Origin of the sequence: Nocardiopsis sp. LDBS1602, from assembly GCF_035818715.1 — a bacterium.
In the GTDB taxonomy this organism is placed as follows: Bacteria; Actinomycetota; Actinomycetes; order Streptosporangiales; family Streptosporangiaceae; genus Nocardiopsis; species Nocardiopsis alba.
Genome location: NZ_JAYLVW010000001.1, coordinates 688,222 through 704,679, shown reverse-complemented (window position 1 = coordinate 704,679; position 16,458 = coordinate 688,222). Strand labels below are relative to the sequence as shown.

General features: G+C 70.9%; 11 protein-coding genes. 6 read left to right on the top strand and 5 right to left on the bottom strand.

The window, feature by feature from the left end:
- Positions 1–47 precede the first annotated feature (47 nt).
- The 4 genes from U9J66_RS03275 to U9J66_RS03260 form a co-directional block, all read right to left on the bottom strand.
- Positions 48–776 (bottom strand): SWIM zinc finger family protein, encoded by a 729-nt coding sequence (locus U9J66_RS03275; protein WP_326336977.1) that lies wholly within the window; start codon positions 774–776, stop codon positions 48–50.
- Positions 773–3,772, bottom strand: coding sequence for a DEAD/DEAH box helicase (locus tag U9J66_RS03270; protein WP_326336976.1), 3,000 nt, complete (start codon positions 3,770–3,772; stop codon positions 773–775). The genes U9J66_RS03275 and U9J66_RS03270 overlap by 4 nt, the downstream gene beginning before the upstream one ends.
- Positions 3,773–3,865: 93 nt before the next feature.
- Positions 3,866–5,263 (bottom strand): MFS transporter, encoded by a 1,398-nt coding sequence (locus U9J66_RS03265; protein ID WP_042281746.1) that lies wholly within the window; start codon positions 5,261–5,263, stop codon positions 3,866–3,868.
- A gap of 8 nt (positions 5,264–5,271) precedes the next feature.
- Positions 5,272–6,087 (bottom strand): glycerophosphodiester phosphodiesterase, encoded by an 816-nt coding sequence (locus U9J66_RS03260; protein WP_199806103.1) that lies wholly within the window; start codon positions 6,085–6,087, stop codon positions 5,272–5,274.
- Positions 6,088–6,243: 156 nt separating this feature from the next.
- Here U9J66_RS03260 and U9J66_RS03255 point away from each other — a divergent pair, with 156 nt between their 5' ends.
- The 5 genes from U9J66_RS03255 (at position 6,244) to U9J66_RS03235 (ending at position 12,476) form a co-directional block, all read left to right on the top strand.
- On the top strand, positions 6,244–6,714 hold the full coding sequence (locus U9J66_RS03255) for an Rv3235 family protein (protein ID WP_017534749.1): 471 nt from the start codon (positions 6,244–6,246) through the stop codon (positions 6,712–6,714).
- Between the two features lie 203 nt (positions 6,715–6,917).
- Positions 6,918–8,816 (top strand): S9 family peptidase, encoded by a 1,899-nt coding sequence (locus U9J66_RS03250; protein ID WP_161111932.1) that lies wholly within the window; start codon positions 6,918–6,920, stop codon positions 8,814–8,816.
- 525 nt (positions 8,817–9,341) lie between these two features.
- Positions 9,342–10,355: a C40 family peptidase gene (locus tag U9J66_RS03245; protein WP_014912620.1), complete on the top strand. Its 1,014-nt coding sequence runs from the start codon at positions 9,342–9,344 to the stop codon at positions 10,353–10,355.
- 81 nt (positions 10,356–10,436) lie between these two features.
- Entirely contained in the window at positions 10,437–10,604 is a 168-nt protein-coding gene (locus tag U9J66_RS03240; protein ID WP_014909191.1) for a hypothetical protein, read from the top strand.
- A gap of 126 nt (positions 10,605–10,730) precedes the next feature.
- A complete protein-coding gene (locus U9J66_RS03235; protein WP_014908238.1) occupies positions 10,731–12,476 on the top strand; it encodes a glycosyltransferase in 1,746 nt (581 codons plus the stop codon).
- 120 nt (positions 12,477–12,596) lie between these two features.
- Here U9J66_RS03235 and pstS read toward each other — a convergent pair whose 3' ends face one another.
- A complete protein-coding gene (gene pstS / locus U9J66_RS03230; protein WP_017534752.1) occupies positions 12,597–13,787 on the bottom strand; it encodes a phosphate ABC transporter substrate-binding protein PstS in 1,191 nt (396 codons plus the stop codon).
- A 283-nt stretch (positions 13,788–14,070) separates the two neighbouring features.
- Here pstS and treY point away from each other — a divergent pair, with 283 nt between their 5' ends.
- Complete coding sequence (treY, locus tag U9J66_RS03225) at positions 14,071–16,449, top strand: malto-oligosyltrehalose synthase (protein ID WP_161111933.1); 2,379 nt, start codon at positions 14,071–14,073, stop codon at positions 16,447–16,449.
- The last annotated feature ends 9 nt before the right edge of the window (positions 16,450–16,458 follow it).

Below are 16,458 nucleotides of genomic sequence, written 5' to 3'. Positions count from 1 at the left end.
TCCCGGTGCCGTTTCACGAAAGAAAGTCGATCGGGTTCTCCCGCCTCTCACTTCGACCGGGAAAGGGGCCTGGAAGAAGAGGTGAAACCTGGCAGCTCGTCGGCGACATGCCCTGGGGCTGCGGCCTTGACGCGATCTCCCGCACCCTCGGGAAGTGCCGGGGGAGGGGGTGGGTCGAGAGTGTCCCAAAAGGCGTGCGGTGAAAGCGGGGACGACGTTCGTGCTCGCGAGGCGAAAACATCCGGGGAAACATCTTCCCCTTCGTGGGAAAGCGGGGAATCGTCTTCGTCCCCGCTCTTACGGTCGGGGACCTCGGGGGATTTCGTTCCGGCCGCGATCCCCTCGACCAGTTCGATCACCGACCGTTTCTCCAGGCCGGCCCACCGCGTCAATACGAAGGGGTCCCGGTCGGCCTCCTCGCCCAGGGCGCGGACCACCGCCGAGAGATGGTGACAGCGGCCGCTCCACCGGTCGCACGAACACGTGGCGACCAGGCCGCCCCACCCCTCGGGCACCAGGTCCAGACCCAGCAGGGCGAACACCCGCTCCGTCTCCTCGGGCAGCTCCCCGGCCAGCACCCGGGCCCGGAACATCGGCTGGGAGGCCAGCGCCGCGCAGACCCGCGACCACTCCGTATCCGGCCACACGGTCCGGATGAGGCTCACCTCGTGTTCACCGACCCGGGCCAGCGCCTCGCCCGGCCGGACGCGCAGCCGCTCCACCGGTGGCCCACCGGAGGCGCCGAGGGCCTCGGCGACCAGTTCCGACCAGCTCATCCCGCCACCGCCTCGGGCGCCAACCGCACGACCTCGCGCAGGTCCTCCACCGACAGCCCGCTCAGCCACTGTTCGCCGGTGGTCACCGCGCCGTCGGCCAGCGCGCTCTTGCGTTCGATCATCTCGTCCACCCGTTCCTCCACGGTGCCCACGCACACCATCTTGCGCACCTGCACGTCCCGGCGTTGGCCGATCCGGAAGGCCCGGTCGGTGGCCTGGTTCTCCACGGCCGGGTTCCACCAGCGGTCCACGTGCACCACGTGGTTGGCCGCCGTCAGGTTCAGTCCGGTCCCGGCCGCCTTGAGCGAGAGCAGGAAGACCGCGGGGCCGGCCATGGTCTGGAAACGCTCGGTCATGCGTTCCCGGTCGGCCCTGGAGGTGCCGCCGTGCAACCACAGCACCGGTACCCCGAGTCGGGAGCGCAGGTAGGGCGTCAGACGTTCGCCCCAACGCGCGTACTGGGTGAAGCACAGGGCCTTGTCGCCCTCGGCCACCGCCTCGCCGAGGATCGCCTCCAGTCGCTCCAGCTTGCCGGACCGCCCGGCCAACGCCGAACCGTCGCCCAGGAACTGTGCCGGATGGTTGCAGATCTGCTTGAGACGGGACATGGTCGCCAGCACCAGCCCCTTGCGCTCCTTCTCGTCGGCCTCGGCCATGCGTTCGCCCATCTCGTCCACCACGGCCTTGTACAGCGAGGCCTGTTCGGGGGTGAGCGTGCACCAGGTGCGCATCTGGTGCTTGTCCGGCAGGTCGGCGATGATCGACCGGTCGGTCTTCAAACGGCGCAGCACGAACGGCCCGGTCAACCGGCGCACCAGGTCGGTGCCCTCCCCTTCGCCGCCCTCGGCCTCGGCGCGGTCGGCCACCGTTCGCTGGAAGTCGGCGGAGGTGCCGAGGAGCCCGGGGTTGGCGAACTCCATCACCGACCACAACTCGCCCAGGTTGTTCTCGACCGGGGTGCCGGTGAGCGCGATCCGGGTCGCGGCGGGCAGGGAACGCACCGCCCGCGCCTGGCGGGTGTCGTGGTTCTTCAACGCCTGCGCCTCGTCGCACACCACCCGGTGCCAGGGCATCCCCGACAGTTCCTCGGCGTCACGCGCCACCACGCCGTAGGTGGTCACCACCAGATCGCAGTGGCCCACGATCCGCGCCAACGCGTTCCCCGAAGGCCGATCGGGCCCGTGTTGGACGTGCACGCGAAGCCCGGGGGCGAACCTCTCGGCCTCGCGCCGCCAGTTGCCGACGAGGGAGACCGGGCACACCAGCAGGGTCGGCCCCGGCGCGGGGCCGTCGGCGCGTTCGTCGGTGAGCAGGGCCAGAAGCTGAATGGTCTTGCCCAACCCCATGTCGTCGGCGAGCACCGCGCCCAGGCCCAGCTCCCCCAGGAACCGGAGCCAGGAGGCGCCGCGGTCCTGGTAGGGGCGCAGACTCCCCTCGAAGCCGGCCGGGGTGCCCATCGGTCGGGGTTCGGCCTTGGCCCCGCCGTCGAGCAGGGCCCCCAGCGGTCCGTCGGCCACCACGTCGGTCACCGGGAGCGGGGCGGTCTCGGCGACGCCGATCGCCGTGCGGAGCGCCTCATCGCGGCGCATCCGCCCTCGCCCGGAACGGCGCATCAGTTCCAGGGCGGAGGCGACACTCTCGGGGTCCACCTCCATCCACCGTCCGCGCACCCGCACCAGGGAACGTTTGAGCCGGGCCAGTTCCGCCAGTTCGGCGAGCTCCTCCCCGGTCAGCGGGGCCTCGTTCTCGGGACCGTTCAACAACGCCTCGAAGGAGACGTCCACCAGGTCCGAGGGGCTCACCCCGCCACGCCCCCGCCGCTTCGGCGGTTCGTCGACGGTCATGCGCAGCCCGAGACCGTCGCGTCCGCTCCACTCGGGCAGTACCACGGAGAAACCCGCGGCGGCCAACCGGGCGGCGTGGGTCCCGACGAAGTCCTGCGCTCCGAGGGTGTCCATGGTGAGCCGGTCCGGGGCCAGGGCGCCGAGCACCCGGCCCAGGGCGGGGTAGTGGCGCGCGGCCCGACGCAGGTCGGCCAGGGTGGTGGAGGCCACGTCCTCGGGCAGCCAGGCGCCGCCCTCGCCCGACCACACCTGTTCCAGGGGCAGTCGCAGACCGGGGTCGGTGGTCGAACGCACCCAGAACTCCAGGGTCCAGGGGCGGGGGCCGTGACGGGGACCCTCGGGTTCGGGCTCGCGCAGGACGAACAGCAGTCGCGCCCGACCGGCGCCCCGGACCCGGGAGCGCCATTCCCGCAACGGGCCGCGCAGGGCGGCGGCGGTCTCCTCGTCCACGCGGGTACGCGACCCGGTGAGCGCGGCGGCGAGGCGGGCCTCCGGTGAGGGAGGGACGTCCTCGGTCTCGGAAGGTCGGCCTCGTCCGGTGGACAGCCGGCGCGCGACCGCGTCGGTGAGCAGTTCCAGCGGCGCCAGAACACAGAGCCGGTCGGCGTCGGCCCGATCCCGCGCCGTCAGGTGGGCGGTGGCGGCGGGGGGAAGCGTCGCGGACAGCGCGGCCAGGTGCTCCTCGGCGGTGTCCGAGGGGGCGGGTCGCCATCGGGCCCGGGGCGGGGCGCCGACCAGGTCGGGGAGGACGCAGCCGGCCCCGACCAGTCGTTCGGCGAAGGCGTGGACGGCGCCCAGGTGGGCGAGCGCGGGGCCGAGGGCGACGGACGACGGGTTCGCGAGCGCGTATAGGAGGAGGTCGGCGTCGGCCGGGGACAGTTCCAGGGCCGGGACACGCCAGGGGCGGGGTTCCGAGGGCGTGGTGTCGGTCGAGTCGGAGCGCGCGGGGGCCTCCGCGCCGCCGGGCAGGAACAGGGTCGGCTCGGTGGCGGCCGGAGAAGAGGGATCGATGCCGAGGCGGTCGACCAGGTCGCGCAGGTCCGGAAGGCCGGCGGCGAAGGGATGGACACCCGGGGGACGGTCGGCGTGGGCCTCGCCCTCGGCCCAGATCGTCAACGTGCCCCCGGACCACACGCCGTGCAGTACCCGCACCGAACTCCCCCCGCGTCTGTCGTGTCCTCGGAACGCCGTCGGCCCCGCGATACCACGTCAGTATCGCCGGGGCCGAGGACGTTCCGGACCGTTTCAGAGGTTGTCGGGCACCTTGTTCCCGGCCGCCTCGATCCCCGCCTTCAGGTCGGCGCGCCACAGCAGGAGACCGCCGATGATGAAGAAGATCACCAGGGAGAAGATGGCCGTGCGGAAACCGCCGGTCAGGTTGACGACCAGGGTGATCGAGGCCGCGCCCAGCAGCACCGATCCGCGGTCGGCGAGCTGGAAGAGGCTGAAGTACTCCGCTTCGCGGCCGCGCGGGATGAGCAGGGAGTACAGGGCCCGCGCGAGCGACTGGGTCCCGCCCAGGACCATGCCGATGCCCGCGCCCAGCAGGAGGAACAGCACCGGGTCCCCGGGCGGCAGGTAGTAGCCGCAGGTGACCAGCCCGCACCAGACGACCAGGCTGCCGAGCACGGTGTTCTTCGTGCCGAAGCGCCGGCCGATCCAGCCCATGATCAGGGCTCCGGCGAAGGCCACGAACTGGATGAGCAGGATGGTGGCGCTCAGGATCGCCAGCGACAGGCCCAGGTCCTGGCTCGCGAAGCTGCCCGCGAAGTAGATCACGGCCTGGATGCCGTTGTTGAACAGCACGAACGCGATCAGGAACAGCAGCGTGTTCGGGAAGCTCCGCATCTCGCGCAGCGTCCGCCAGTACTGCTTCAGCGAGGCGCCGAGGCGGGGCGCTCCGCTCTCGGCGGCCAGGGCGCCGTACCTGTTACGCAGCAGTCGGATGCCGACGATGGAGAACAGCAGCCACCACACGCCCACCGAGGCGAAGGCGATGCGCACCGCGTGTCCCTCCGACACCCCGAGGCTCTCGGCGGAGGCCAGCAGGCCCATGTGGGCCGCGAGGAGGAGCCCGCCGCCCAGATAGGCCAGAGCCCATCCGGTGACGGAGACGCGGTTGCGTTCGTCGGAGGTGGAGATCTCGGGCAGGAAGGCGTTGAACACCACCAGGGACATGCCGTAGAAGGTGTTGCCCAGGATGAACATCAGCGCCGCTGTGCGGTAGTCGTCGGTGAAGTACAGCGAGCTCACGCACAGCGACCCCGCAGCGGCCAGCCAGAGCAACCACCGCTTCTTGTGCCGGGTGTGGTCGGCCAGGGCGCCCACGATGGGCAGCATCACCAGGAGGATCAGCCCGGCGACCGTGGTCACCAGGGGGTGGAACGAGTTCGGGTGCAGGCCGAACCATTCGAACCCGAGCGGGTGGATCGTCAGCCCCGGTGTCGAGCAGTCGCCGCCGGCCCCCGCCTCGGAGCAGGCCAGCCCGGACAGGTAGGGGCCGATGAGCACCGTCACCACCGAGGTGATGAACACCTGGTTGGCCCAGTCGTAGGTGTACCAGCCGCGCTGTTCGCGTCTGCGCTGTCGGGGATCGGTCGACGGCGAGTTGTCCGCCGCCGGGGGAGAGGGTGGGGTGGGCATGGAGGGGACTATCCGTTCTTCGAGGTCTCGGGGAGCTCCCGGTTCCATCGGCCGCGTCGGACGAGCAGGTCGCGCAGGCCCACGGTGTTGTCCGTGATGATGCCGTCCACCCCGGCGTCGAGCAGACGCTCCATCACCGCGGGTTCGTTGACGGTCCACACGTGCACCTGGATACCGAGCCGGTGCGCGGTGCGGATCATGTCCCGGCTCAGGACGGGGAAGCCTCCCTGGGAGAGCGGGATCTGCGCGCAGACGGGGGTCCGGCCGGCGATCGGGCGCAGGACCGGGGACAGGGAGGAGAGCCGGAGCCGGGCCACCTCGATCGGGCCGCAGGAGGTGGCCACACGCGGACCATAGAGTCGGCGGGCCCGGTTCAGCCGGTTCTGGTCGAAGGAGCCCACGCACACCCGGTCCCAGGCGTCGGTGCGTCGCAGGACCCTCAACAGGGGCAGGACGGCCCGGTCCGTCTTCAGGTCGATGTTGAAACGGACCTCGGGCCAGCTTCCGAGGAGATCCTCCAGGAGGGGGATCGGCTCCTTGCCCGCGACCCGGGCACGGGAGACCTCGGAGTAGGGGAGCGAGGCGATGGCGCCGGTGCGGTCGGTGGTGCGGTCCAGGGTCTTGTCGTGGAAGGCCGTCAGCACACCGTCGGCCGTGGCGTGCACGTCCGTCTCCAGATAGGTGTAGCCGAGGTCGACGGCGTGCTGGAAGGCGACGGCCGTGTTCTCCAGATCGGTGCTGCGCACGCCCTGGTCGTCGATGAGCCACCCGCCCCGGTGCGCGAGGGCCACGGGCGCGGGGGAGGAAAGGTACGCGTGTGTCACGTCAGCCAGTATGACGGCTGCGCGGCCCGGGGGCTTCGTGGTGGACGGGCGGGTCGACGGCCGGAGAAACCTGGAATGCCGGGTGTCACGGGAAGGCGCGAGCGCCCTCTTTGTAGATGGAGGGAGAACCGTTTATCGAAAGGAAGTGGTCCGTTCATGTCACACGCCTACGAACCCCGTCGCTGCCGTCGCGCCGCCTGTGATCGCGTGGCCCCGGCCCGTACCCCTCGACGTCCGGTGCGCACCCCGGCCCGGACCCCGATGCGAAGGATGTCGGTGGGGCGGTGCGGGGCTCCGCTGTTGGCCGGCCATCGGACCCCGGCGGAGGTGCATCGTCTCGCCCAGCACATGGCGGAGGTCCTGGTGGGCCGTAGGGCCCCCGAGGTGCTGCGCGGCCACGTGACCGTGCCGGTGCGCGAGGAGCTGCGTCGGCTGCGCGGCAGCATGGTCTGCGCGATGGCGCCTCGTCTGACCCGGGTCTTCCACCAGCCCTTGGGCGAAGGGGGCATGGAGGCCAGCGCGGTGATCGACTGCGGGGGTCGTGCCCGGGTGTTCGCCTTCCGGTTGCGGAGGGAGGAGGGCGGCTGGGTCTGTACCCGTCTGGAGACCGACCGAGGTCGTCGCTGAGCGGAGCCCGTCGGTCGGTGCAGTGCGGGTCCATAGGTCATCGAAGCGCTGATGAAAAAGGTGGAATAGTCATGGATTTTCCGTATTGAGCGTCGATAAGGTCCCGAAAGGACGTCCCTCGACCGGCACCCATCCGGGAGACGGGACCCCCGTGACCTAGGGAAGGAGACGGCGGGCGGCCCCCACTCCGCCCGCCACCATGTATGAAACCCGCTGACATCGCTCACCTGCACGGCATCGGCGCACCGTCCCTGTCACCCGACGGCTCCCGTGCCGTCTTCTCCGTCGTCCGACCGGACCTGGAGGAGGACGCCTACCTCGGCTCCCTGTGGACCGTGGCCACCGACGGCTCCGAGGAACCCCGAAGGCTCACCCGGGGCGACCGCGACCGTGCCCCGCTCCACTCCCCGGACGGGCGCTGGATCGCCTTCCTGCGCCCCGACGAGAACGAGCGGCCTCAGCTCCACGTCCTGCCCACCGAGGGCGGCGATCCGTGGCGGATCACCGATCACCCCCTCGGAGTGAGCGGACACGCCTGGAGCCCCGACTCCACCCGGCTCGCCTACAACGCCCGGATCCCCGAGGACGGCCGTTACGTGGACGTCGTCCCGGGCAAGGAGCCGCCGCGCCGGATCAGCACCCTCAAGTACCAGTTCGACGGCCTGGGGTATTACACCGACCGGTGGCAGCACATCTTCGTCGGTGCCCCCATCGACCCCTCGGGTGAGGCGGGGGAACCGACACGGGTCACCACGGCCGAGGCCGACCACGGGAACCCGATCTGGACCCCCGACGGTACGACCCTGGTCTTCGGCGCCTCCCTCCACGAGGACCGCGACCTCGACCTGTACCAGGACGTGTGGGCCTGTGCCCCCGAGGCCGGGGCCGAGCTTCGCAGGGTCACCCGGGGCGACCTCAACGCCCGGTCGATCGGCTTCTCCGAGGACGGCGCCACCGTCTACTTCGTCGGTGACGAGATCGGTTCGACCGGACGGGACTTCGTCGGCCGGCAGAGCGGTCTGTGGTCGGTGCCGCTCGACGGTTCCGAGGCGCCCGCGCGTCTGACCGGTACCGAGGACCCGAGGATGACCGGGGAGAGGGCCCAGGGCATCGACCGGGGCGCCCTGGTCCTGGGCGAGAACCGCGGCGCGGTCGAGCTGTACCTGGTCTCCTCCGATGGGGAGCGCACCACTCTGCTGGGCGGAAAACGGCAGGTGCAGTCGTTCGACCACGCCGGGGGCGTCACCGTCGCGGTGGCCGCGGGCGAGCGCGACAGCGGTGAGCTGTACCTCGTCTCCGAGGACGGACCCCGGGCCCTGACCTCCTTCTTCGAGGGCGTCGACCCGTTGCCGGTCGCCGAGGTCACGGCCCAGGCGCCGGACGGATATCCGGTCCACGGTTGGCTGGCGGTGCCCGAGGGGGAGGGGCCGCACCCGGTGCTGCTGATGATCCACGGCGGCCCCTTCGCCCAGTACGGGCACTGGCTCTTCGACGAGACCCAGGTGTACGCGGCCGCGGGCTACGCGGTGGCCTTCTGCAACCCGCGCGGTTCCTCCGGCTACGGACAGGAACACGGACGGGCGATCATCGGTTCGGTGGGGGCCTCCTCCTCCACCGACCTGCTGGCCTTCCTGGACGAGGTGCTCCAGGACGAGCGTCTGGACTCCTCCAGGGTCGGCGTGCTGGGCGGTTCGCACGGCGGGTTCATGACGACCTGGCTGGCGGGGAACCACGGCGAGCGTTTCCGGGCGGCGATCAGCGAGCGGGCGGTCAACGCCATCGACAGCTTCCGCGGCTCCTCCGACATCGGGGCGCACTTCGTCGAACCGCTGTACGGGCCGAGGGAGAACTGGGTCGAGCAGAGTCCGATCACCTACGCGGACCGGATCGACGTGCCGTTCCTGATCATCCACTCCGAGCAGGACTGGCGTTGCCCGCTGGAACAGGCGCAGCGTCTGTTCGTGGAGCTCAAGAAGCGCGGGCACGAGACCGAGATGCTGGTGTTCCCGGGCGAGGGCCACGAGTTGTCGCGTTCGGGGCTGCCGAGCCACCGGGTGGCCCGTTTCGAGGCGATCCTCGATTGGTGGGACCGTCACCTGTGATCCGGTTCCGACCGGTGACCGTAGTGGGGTCGGACACGCTCGTGTCCGGCCCCGCCGGCGTTCGGGGGACCCCCTTCCCGAGATTATTGTGATACGTGTCACGGTCAACTCGGGGCTTGGTACGGTTTTGACCCGCTCTCCTCGGGAAGAATGCGCCCTCATCCGCGCACTCGTGGGCCTTCCCGGGGAAGAAGACTCCCTTCGCAGGTCATCGTGGTCGACCAAGGGAAGGTCACGAAAGGGTCGCGTCGAGTGCGCCGGATGAATTAGTGTTCCCCCAGGTCGGTACGCCCCGGTTCGTCACCACCAGGTGACAGCGTTCCGTCCGCCCGTCGCACTCTGCTCGTCTCGTGCTACAGCCGTCCTTTCCCAGGAGCAGAGGCCGTCGCGACACCCGGCGACCCCTCGCGGAACCTTCACCCCCGCCCGCCGGATCCCCTCTCGCGCATCCCGACGCCGTCCATCGGCGTGTCCTCGGGGTGCCCTGTGACGGTAAACGGGCATGGGAGAAAGGCGGTCGGTGCTTTGACCCGCAACCCCGAATCCACCCGTCGCCTCACGACGGTCGGCTTCGTCGCCCTGGGCGCCGTGGTGCTCTCCTCCGGTGTGGCGTTGGCCGACCCCTCCGAGTCCGAGGCCCGGCAGCGTTACGAGGAGCTCCAGCAGGAGCTGTCCGAACTGAACGAGGCCTACAACACGGCCAAGGAGGACCACGCCGCGGCCGAGGCCCGCAGGGACGACCTCAAGGAGCAGTGGGAGGAGGCCCGGGACGAGCTCGACGAGCGCTCGGGCCGGATCTCCACCATCGTGCAGAGCGCCTACACCGGCACCTCCGGCGACAGTTTCGAGATCTTCTTCGGCGGCGACGCGGACAACGCGTTGCAGAACATCGCCGACCTGGACCACATCTCCCAGGGACAGCAGGACATGCTCGCCGACTACATCGTCGACGCCGAGCACGCCGAGAACCTGTACAACGAGGCCCAGGAGGCCGAGGAGAGCGCGGCGGAGGCCCTGAGCGAGGCCGAGGACGCCCAGGCCCAGGGCGAGAGCGCGCTGGACGAGCAGGCCGAGGTCCTGGAGAGCCTGGGCGGGGTCGACCCGACCGTGGACGAGGGCGCCGCGGCCGACAGCGCGACGGGCGGCTCCGCCGACGGTGGCTCGGCCGCCGTGTCCGGCGACGTCCAGGCCGTCCTCGACTTCGCCCGCGCCCAGATCGGCAAGCCCTACGTCTGGGGCGGTACCGGCCCGGACGGCTACGACTGCTCCGGTCTGACCCAGGCCGCCTGGGCCCAGGCGGGCGTGAGCCTGCCCCGGACCACCTATGACCAGGTCAACGTGGGTACCCCGGTCTCCCGCGACCAGGTCCAGCCGGGTGACCTGCTGTTCTTCTACAGTGCCTCGGCGCCGAGCCACGTGGGCATCTACTCCGGCAACGGCAAGATGATCCACGGCTCCAACCCCTCCAAGCCCCTGGAGGAGGTCTCCCTGGCCGCCTACTGGGACGGCGTCTTCACCGGTGCCGTCCGCGTGGGCTGACCCCTCCCGTCCGGTCCGCCCCGATCCGTTCGGGGCGGACCGACGTGTCCCCGGCGGAGGCCGACGCGTATCCTTCCCCGCATGGGTCGTCTTCTTCTCAAGGTCGTCGCGGGTATCGCCGCCGTTATCGCGGTGTTCTGGATCCTGTCGATGCTGGTGGGCCTGTTGGTGTGGTTGGTGATGATCGCTCTGGTGATCGGCGTGGTCTTCCTGGGCATCAGGATGCTGCGGACCGAGGCCCGTCGTTGAGGCCCCGTCGGAAGATTCGGTGGGAATCCGACACTTCGCGAGGGTCGGCACTCACGCTCTGTAGGGGAACACGGATATAGTGACTCTGTGTCACTGAATAAGCACGTAGGGTCCCATGTAGACGGTGTGTCACACCGTGGTCGGGTGGAACGGGTCGAGGCCCGGGTCTTCCGCAACGACTGGAGCGCGCTGACGCCCCCCGTGACCGGCCACTGGACGCCGGAGCTCGGGGTCAGTGTCGTCATCCCCGCCCGAGGTGGTCAGGACGGTCTCGACCTCGCCCTGGCCTCCCTGTCCGTCCAGACCTATCCCGACCACCTTCTGGAGGTCGTGGTCGTCGACGACCACTCCTCACCGCCCCTGCGCCTGCCCGAACATCGTCCACGCCGCTGCCGGATCGTCTCACCGCCCGACGGCGGCTGGGGCGCCGGCTACGCCCGCGCCTACGGAGCCCACGCCAGCACCGGCGACATCCTGCTGTGGATGGACGCCGACATGATCGCCTGCCCCGAGTTCGTCGAGGCCCAGGCCCGCTGGCACCACGCGCACGCCGAATGCGTCACCCTCGGCCGGATCCGCTTCAGTGACACCGAACCGCGGAGCCCCGAGGACCTTCTGGACGCGATCCGCTCCGACGATCTCACCCGTGTCCTGACCGGGGACCGACGGCACGAGTGGGTGGAACACCTCATCGAGAGCAGCGACCTGCTGCGCGACGCCGACCACCTGGGCTTCCACGCCCACGTCGGTGCCGCCTCCGCCGTCCGGCGCAGCCTCTACGAGGCCGCGGGCGGCGTCGACCCCGACCTCGACCTGGGGCAGGACACCGAGTTCGGCTACCGGCTCTGGCAGGCCGGAGCGGTCATGGTGCCCGAACGCTCCGCCACCGCCTGGCACGTCGGCGTCGCCTCCACCGCGCGCACCCGGCTGCCCTCCGAGCGCTTCCGCACGGAGATCCTGGCCGAACTCATGCCGCACCCGCACGCCTACCGAGAACGCGTCCCCGACCCGCGCCGCCGCATCCCGCTCGTGCACGCCGTCGTCGACGTCACCGGGGCCTCCTACGACCTGGTGCGGGGGTGCGTGGACCGTCTCCTCCGCGGAACCGAGACGGACCTGGCGATCACCCTGGTCGCCGACTGGGAGGGGGTCCGGACCCAGCCCATCGACCTGGACCTGCGCCTGATCCAGGCCAACTACCTGAGAGAACCCAGGATCTCCTTCGCCTCGACCGCGCCGAGGACCGGCTTCCCCTCGCCCTTCCTCCTCCAGGTGCCCGTGGCCTGGGGGTTGGGCGAGCTGGCGCTGTCCCGACTGCTGGCCGGCGCCGAGCGCTCCCGATCGGGGCTCACCGAACTCCTGCCCGCGGCGCCGCCCTCCCGGGAGGACACCGGTGTGCGCCTGTGGCGGACCCGCGCCCTGGCCCGCGCCATGCGGGTCCACGGCCCCGGCGAGGAACTGTCCGAGGTGGTCGACGAACTGCACGGCCGCTACCGGATCCACGGGGGCCAGGGCACGCTCACCGACCTGACCCTGCACCGTTCGGTCCCTCCGATCCCCAGGCCGGTGCCCGAGGCGGAACGGGTCCCCGAACCGGTGGAGCCCCGCGAGGTCGTCGAGACCCCGGCGAAGCCCGCACCGGTCGAGGAGGAGCCGGTGGAGGAGCGGAGACCGCGCCGCACGCTTCGCGCGCGGATCCGCTCACTCTGGTACCGGGCCTGCCGCGCGTCGGGGCGGGAGATGCCCGATGACGACGAGGACCTCGGGGCGGGGGCCGGAGGCCCGACCTCGGCCGGGTCGATGGGGGAAGACACCGACCCGGACGGGGACGGACCCCGTCGCCCACCGCACGGCCGTCCGTCACACGAGTGACCGAGAACGCTACGGTCCGCACTCAAGGTACCGGATCCCTATACGACAACGGGCGCGCGGTGGGCCCACGCGCCCGGAAGCCCCGTGTCCCGGCCCGGCCGGGACACGGAACGTGCGAGGTCAGGAACCGATCGCCTCGATGGACCTCAGGAGCTCGGCCCGCAGATCGTCGTTGACCGGGGTGGAATCGGTCTCGGCGGAGGCCTCCTCCTGACCCTCGGGGCTCACCACGTACCGCAGGAACGCCTTGACCCGGTCGGCCTCGCCCTCGTCCGGGTAGTCCCGGCAGACCGTCTCGTAGCTGACCAGGACCAACGGGTAGCTTCCCGCCTCGGTGGTCCCGTAGTCCAGGTCCAGGGCCAGGTCGAACTCGCTGGTGTTGTCCTCGCGGCGCGGGGAGTCGGCCACGACCTTGGCCGCCGCCTCGGGCGAGATCGGCACGAACTCGTCGCCCACGCCGATGTTCGCCGCCGGCAGTCCGTGCAGGTGCGACATCTCCACGTAGCCGATGGCGCCGTCGGCCCGGGAGACCGTGTCGGCGATACCACTGTTGCCCTGGGCGGACTCGCGCGGCGTGATGGGCCACTGGCCGCCCGGCTCGTGCGGCCAGGAATCCGGCGCGGCCTGCGACAGGTAGTTCGTGAAGTTCTCCGTGGTACCGGAGTCGTCGGCCCTCGTCACCTGGGTGATCGCCAGGTCGGGCAGGTCCAGGTCCGGGTTGTCCGCCGCGATGGCCGGGTCGTTCCAGCGGGTGATGTCCTGGTCGAAGATCCGGGCGACCGTGTCCGGCGACAGGTCGAGCGAGTCGACGCCCTCCAGGTTGAACACCACGGCGATGGCCACCACGTAGGTGGGCAGGTTGATGGTGTCGGAACCGCCGCACCGTTCCATGGCGTCGGCGTTCTCCTCCGGGTCCAGGGCCGCGTCGGTCCCGGCGAAGGACACCGCGCCGTCGATGAACTGGTTACGGCCGCCGCCGGAGCCGATCGAGTCGTAGTAGATGCGCGCGTCCTCGCAGGCCGACTGGAAGCCCGCGATCCACGTCGTCATCGCGTTCTCCTGGGCGCTGGAGCCCGAACCGTGCAGGCTGCCCGAGAAGCACTCCAGATCGTCGGGGACGGCGGGAGCCGCGCCCTGGACGGCGTCGTCGCTGCCGCAGGCGGTCGTCGCCAGCATCAGCCCGGCCAGCGCGGCCGAAGCGACGCCCCTGGAGGCGTGGGCCCGGCGCCGGGGGTCGTCCTGGGTACGGGTGCGCTTGTTGGACGGGAGCACGCTGCCTCTATCCCCTTCGTCGGTGTCGGTGGTCCTCATTGTCTTCACCGTTCGCAGCCGGTCACCGGCGCGTTGTCGCTGGTAATGGAACACCGCCGAAGAATTTAACCATTGTCCGACCACCTTCCCCAACGCGGGTGTGTGCCGAACCGGACGTATCCGTGGCGCCTTGGGGGACTGTGGATGGACAAAAGGTGAACAAGGGGTTTTCGGGCGGTGAAAGTTGGCGGGATCGGAACGTTTCATGCCGTTCCGTCACCCTTGTGACCAGCGTCGATCCCGGGCGCATGACACGCCCGGGGCAGGGGCAGTGAACTCTGTGATGAGCGAGCACAGAACGTCCCCGAACGGTCCGGCGACCCCGACGTCGACCTACCGCGTGCAGTTGAACCAGGGCCTGACCCTGGCCGACGCGACCGCCCTCCTGGAACACCTGGAACGGCTCGGCGTGGGAGCCGTCTACCTCTCGCCGGTGCTCACCGCGACCCCCGGATCCGACCACGGCTACGACGTGGTCGATCCCACACGGGTCTCCTCCGTCCTGGGCGGTCGAAAGGCCCTCGTCGAACTCTCCGAACGAGCCCACGCCCTCGGCCTCTCCGTGGTCGTCGACATCGTCCCCAACCACATGTCGGTGGCCCGACCCGACGCCGACCCCTGGTGGTGGGACGTCCTGGAGCACGGACGCGACTCCGTCCACGCGCGCTGCTTCGACATCGACTTCGACGCGGGCCCGATCCCCATCCCGGTCCTGGCAGACGACGGGGACGGCGGGCGCGCCGCGCTCGAGGGGCTCACCATCGCGGACGGTCACCTCGTCCACTTCGACCTGCGCCTTCCCCTGGCCCCGGGCACCCACTCCCCGGGCGACGACGTCCTCGACGTGCACGAGCGCCAACACTACCGGCTGGTGTCCTGGCGGCGCGGCGACGCCGAACTCACCTACCGCCGCTTCTTCGACGTCGACCACCTCGCCGCCGTCAGGGTCGAGGACCCGGCCGTCTTCGACGCCTCCCACGCCGAGATCCTGAGCTGGGGGCGGGAGGGGGTCGTCGACGGACTGCGCGTGGACCACGTCGACGGACTCAGCGACCCCGGAGGCTACCTGCGCCGCCTCTCCGAACGCTTCGACGGGTGGATCGTCGTGGAGAAGATCCTCGCCCCCGACGAGACCCTCCCCTCCTCCTGGCCGGTCGCCGGCACCACCGGTTACGACGCCCTGCGCGAGATCTGCGGGGTGTTCGTCGACCCCGAGGCCGAGCCCGCGCTCACCGCCCTGGCCCGCGAACACGGGGTGGCCACCGACGTCGCCGAGATCGACCTGAGGGCTCGGGGCCACGCCGCCGCCGACCTCCTGCGCGCCGAGGTACGCAGGATCGCCGCGCTCGTCCCGCCCCACGACGACGGGGCGAACGACCCCTGGACCACCGAGGAGGCCGTGGCCGAGCTCCTGTGCTCCTTCGACGTGTACCGCTCCTACCTGCCCGAGGCCGAACCCGCCTGGACCAGGGCCGTGGGGGTCGCCGCCGAACGCCGCCCCGACCTGCAACCCGTCCTCAAGACCATCGACCTCTCCGTCCGCGAGGAACCCCACGGCGAACTCGCCCGCCGGATCCAACAGACCAGCGGCATGGTCGTGGCCATGGGCACCGAGAACACCGCCTTCTACCGGGGCACCCGTTTCATCGCCCTCAACGAGGTCGGCGGGGACCCCGCCTCGTTCGGGAGCACCGTCGCCGAACTCCACACCGCGCAACTGCGCAGGGAGGCCTCCGAACCGCACACCATGACCACCCTGTCCACCCACGACACCAAACGCTCCGAGGACGTGCGCGCCCGCCTGGCCGTCCTGTCCGAGATCCCCGACGACCTCGCCGACGCGGTACGCCGCTGGAGCGCCCGCGAACCCCTGCCCGAACCCGCCCTCGACCTGCTCGGCTGGCAGACCCTCCTGGGCGCCTGGCCCATCGAGGACGAACGCCTGGTCTCCTACCTGATCAAGGCGGCCCGCGAGGCCCGTCTGGGCACCTCCTGGACCGGACCCGACCCCGAGTTCGAGGACCGGATCCGCTCCTGGCCCGCACGACTGCGCGCCGACGCCGAGCTGTACACCGAGGTCGAGGCCATGGCCGACACCCTCAAGGCGCCCGGCTGGAGCAACTCCCTGGGGCAGAAGGCCGTGCAGCTCCTGGGCCCCGGCGTCCCCGACCTCTACCAGGGCACCGAACTGTGGGACCTGTCCCTGGTGGACCCCGACAACCGACGGCCCGTCGACCACGAGGAACGGGCGCGATGGCTCGCCCGGATCGAGGCCGGGCTGCGCCCGCCGGTGGACGAGACCGGCGCCGCCAAACTCCACCTGGTCCGCACCTGCCTGCGCGCCCGCCGCGATCTGGAACCCACCGGCTACCTGCCATTGATCGCCGAGGGCCACGGGGCCGAACACGCCCTCGCCTTCGCCCGCACCGTGCGAGGCGACCGCCACCACGCCCTGGCGGTGGTCGCCACACGACTGCCCCTGACCCTCGCCGACGCCGGAGGCTGGGGGGACACCGTGCTGCCGCTGCCCTCGGGACCGGGCACCTGGACCGACCTGATGACCGGCCGCTCCATCGCCCCCGAACGCATGGACGGTCTCACCACCGCCCACCTGGCCGAGGTCCTCGACCGCTATCCGGTGGCCGTCCTGCTCAGGGACTGAACCCCGGTA

Coding starts and splice junctions, on each gene's coding strand:
- U9J66_RS03275 (WP_326336977.1), bottom strand. CDS start 776: ATGAGCTGGTCGGAACTGGTCGCCGAGGCCCTCGGCGCCTCCGGTGGG.
- U9J66_RS03265 (WP_042281746.1), bottom strand. CDS start 5,263: ATGCCCACCCCACCCTCTCCCCCGGCGGCGGACAACTCGCCGTCGACC.
- U9J66_RS03255 (WP_017534749.1), top strand. CDS start 6,244: ATGTCACACGCCTACGAACCCCGTCGCTGCCGTCGCGCCGCCTGTGAT.
- U9J66_RS03250 (WP_161111932.1), top strand. CDS start 6,918: ATGAAACCCGCTGACATCGCTCACCTGCACGGCATCGGCGCACCGTCC.
- U9J66_RS03240 (WP_014909191.1), top strand. CDS start 10,437: ATGGGTCGTCTTCTTCTCAAGGTCGTCGCGGGTATCGCCGCCGTTATC.
- pstS (WP_017534752.1), bottom strand. CDS start 13,787: ATGAGGACCACCGACACCGACGAAGGGGATAGAGGCAGCGTGCTCCCG.
- treY (WP_161111933.1), top strand. CDS start 14,071: ATGAGCGAGCACAGAACGTCCCCGAACGGTCCGGCGACCCCGACGTCG.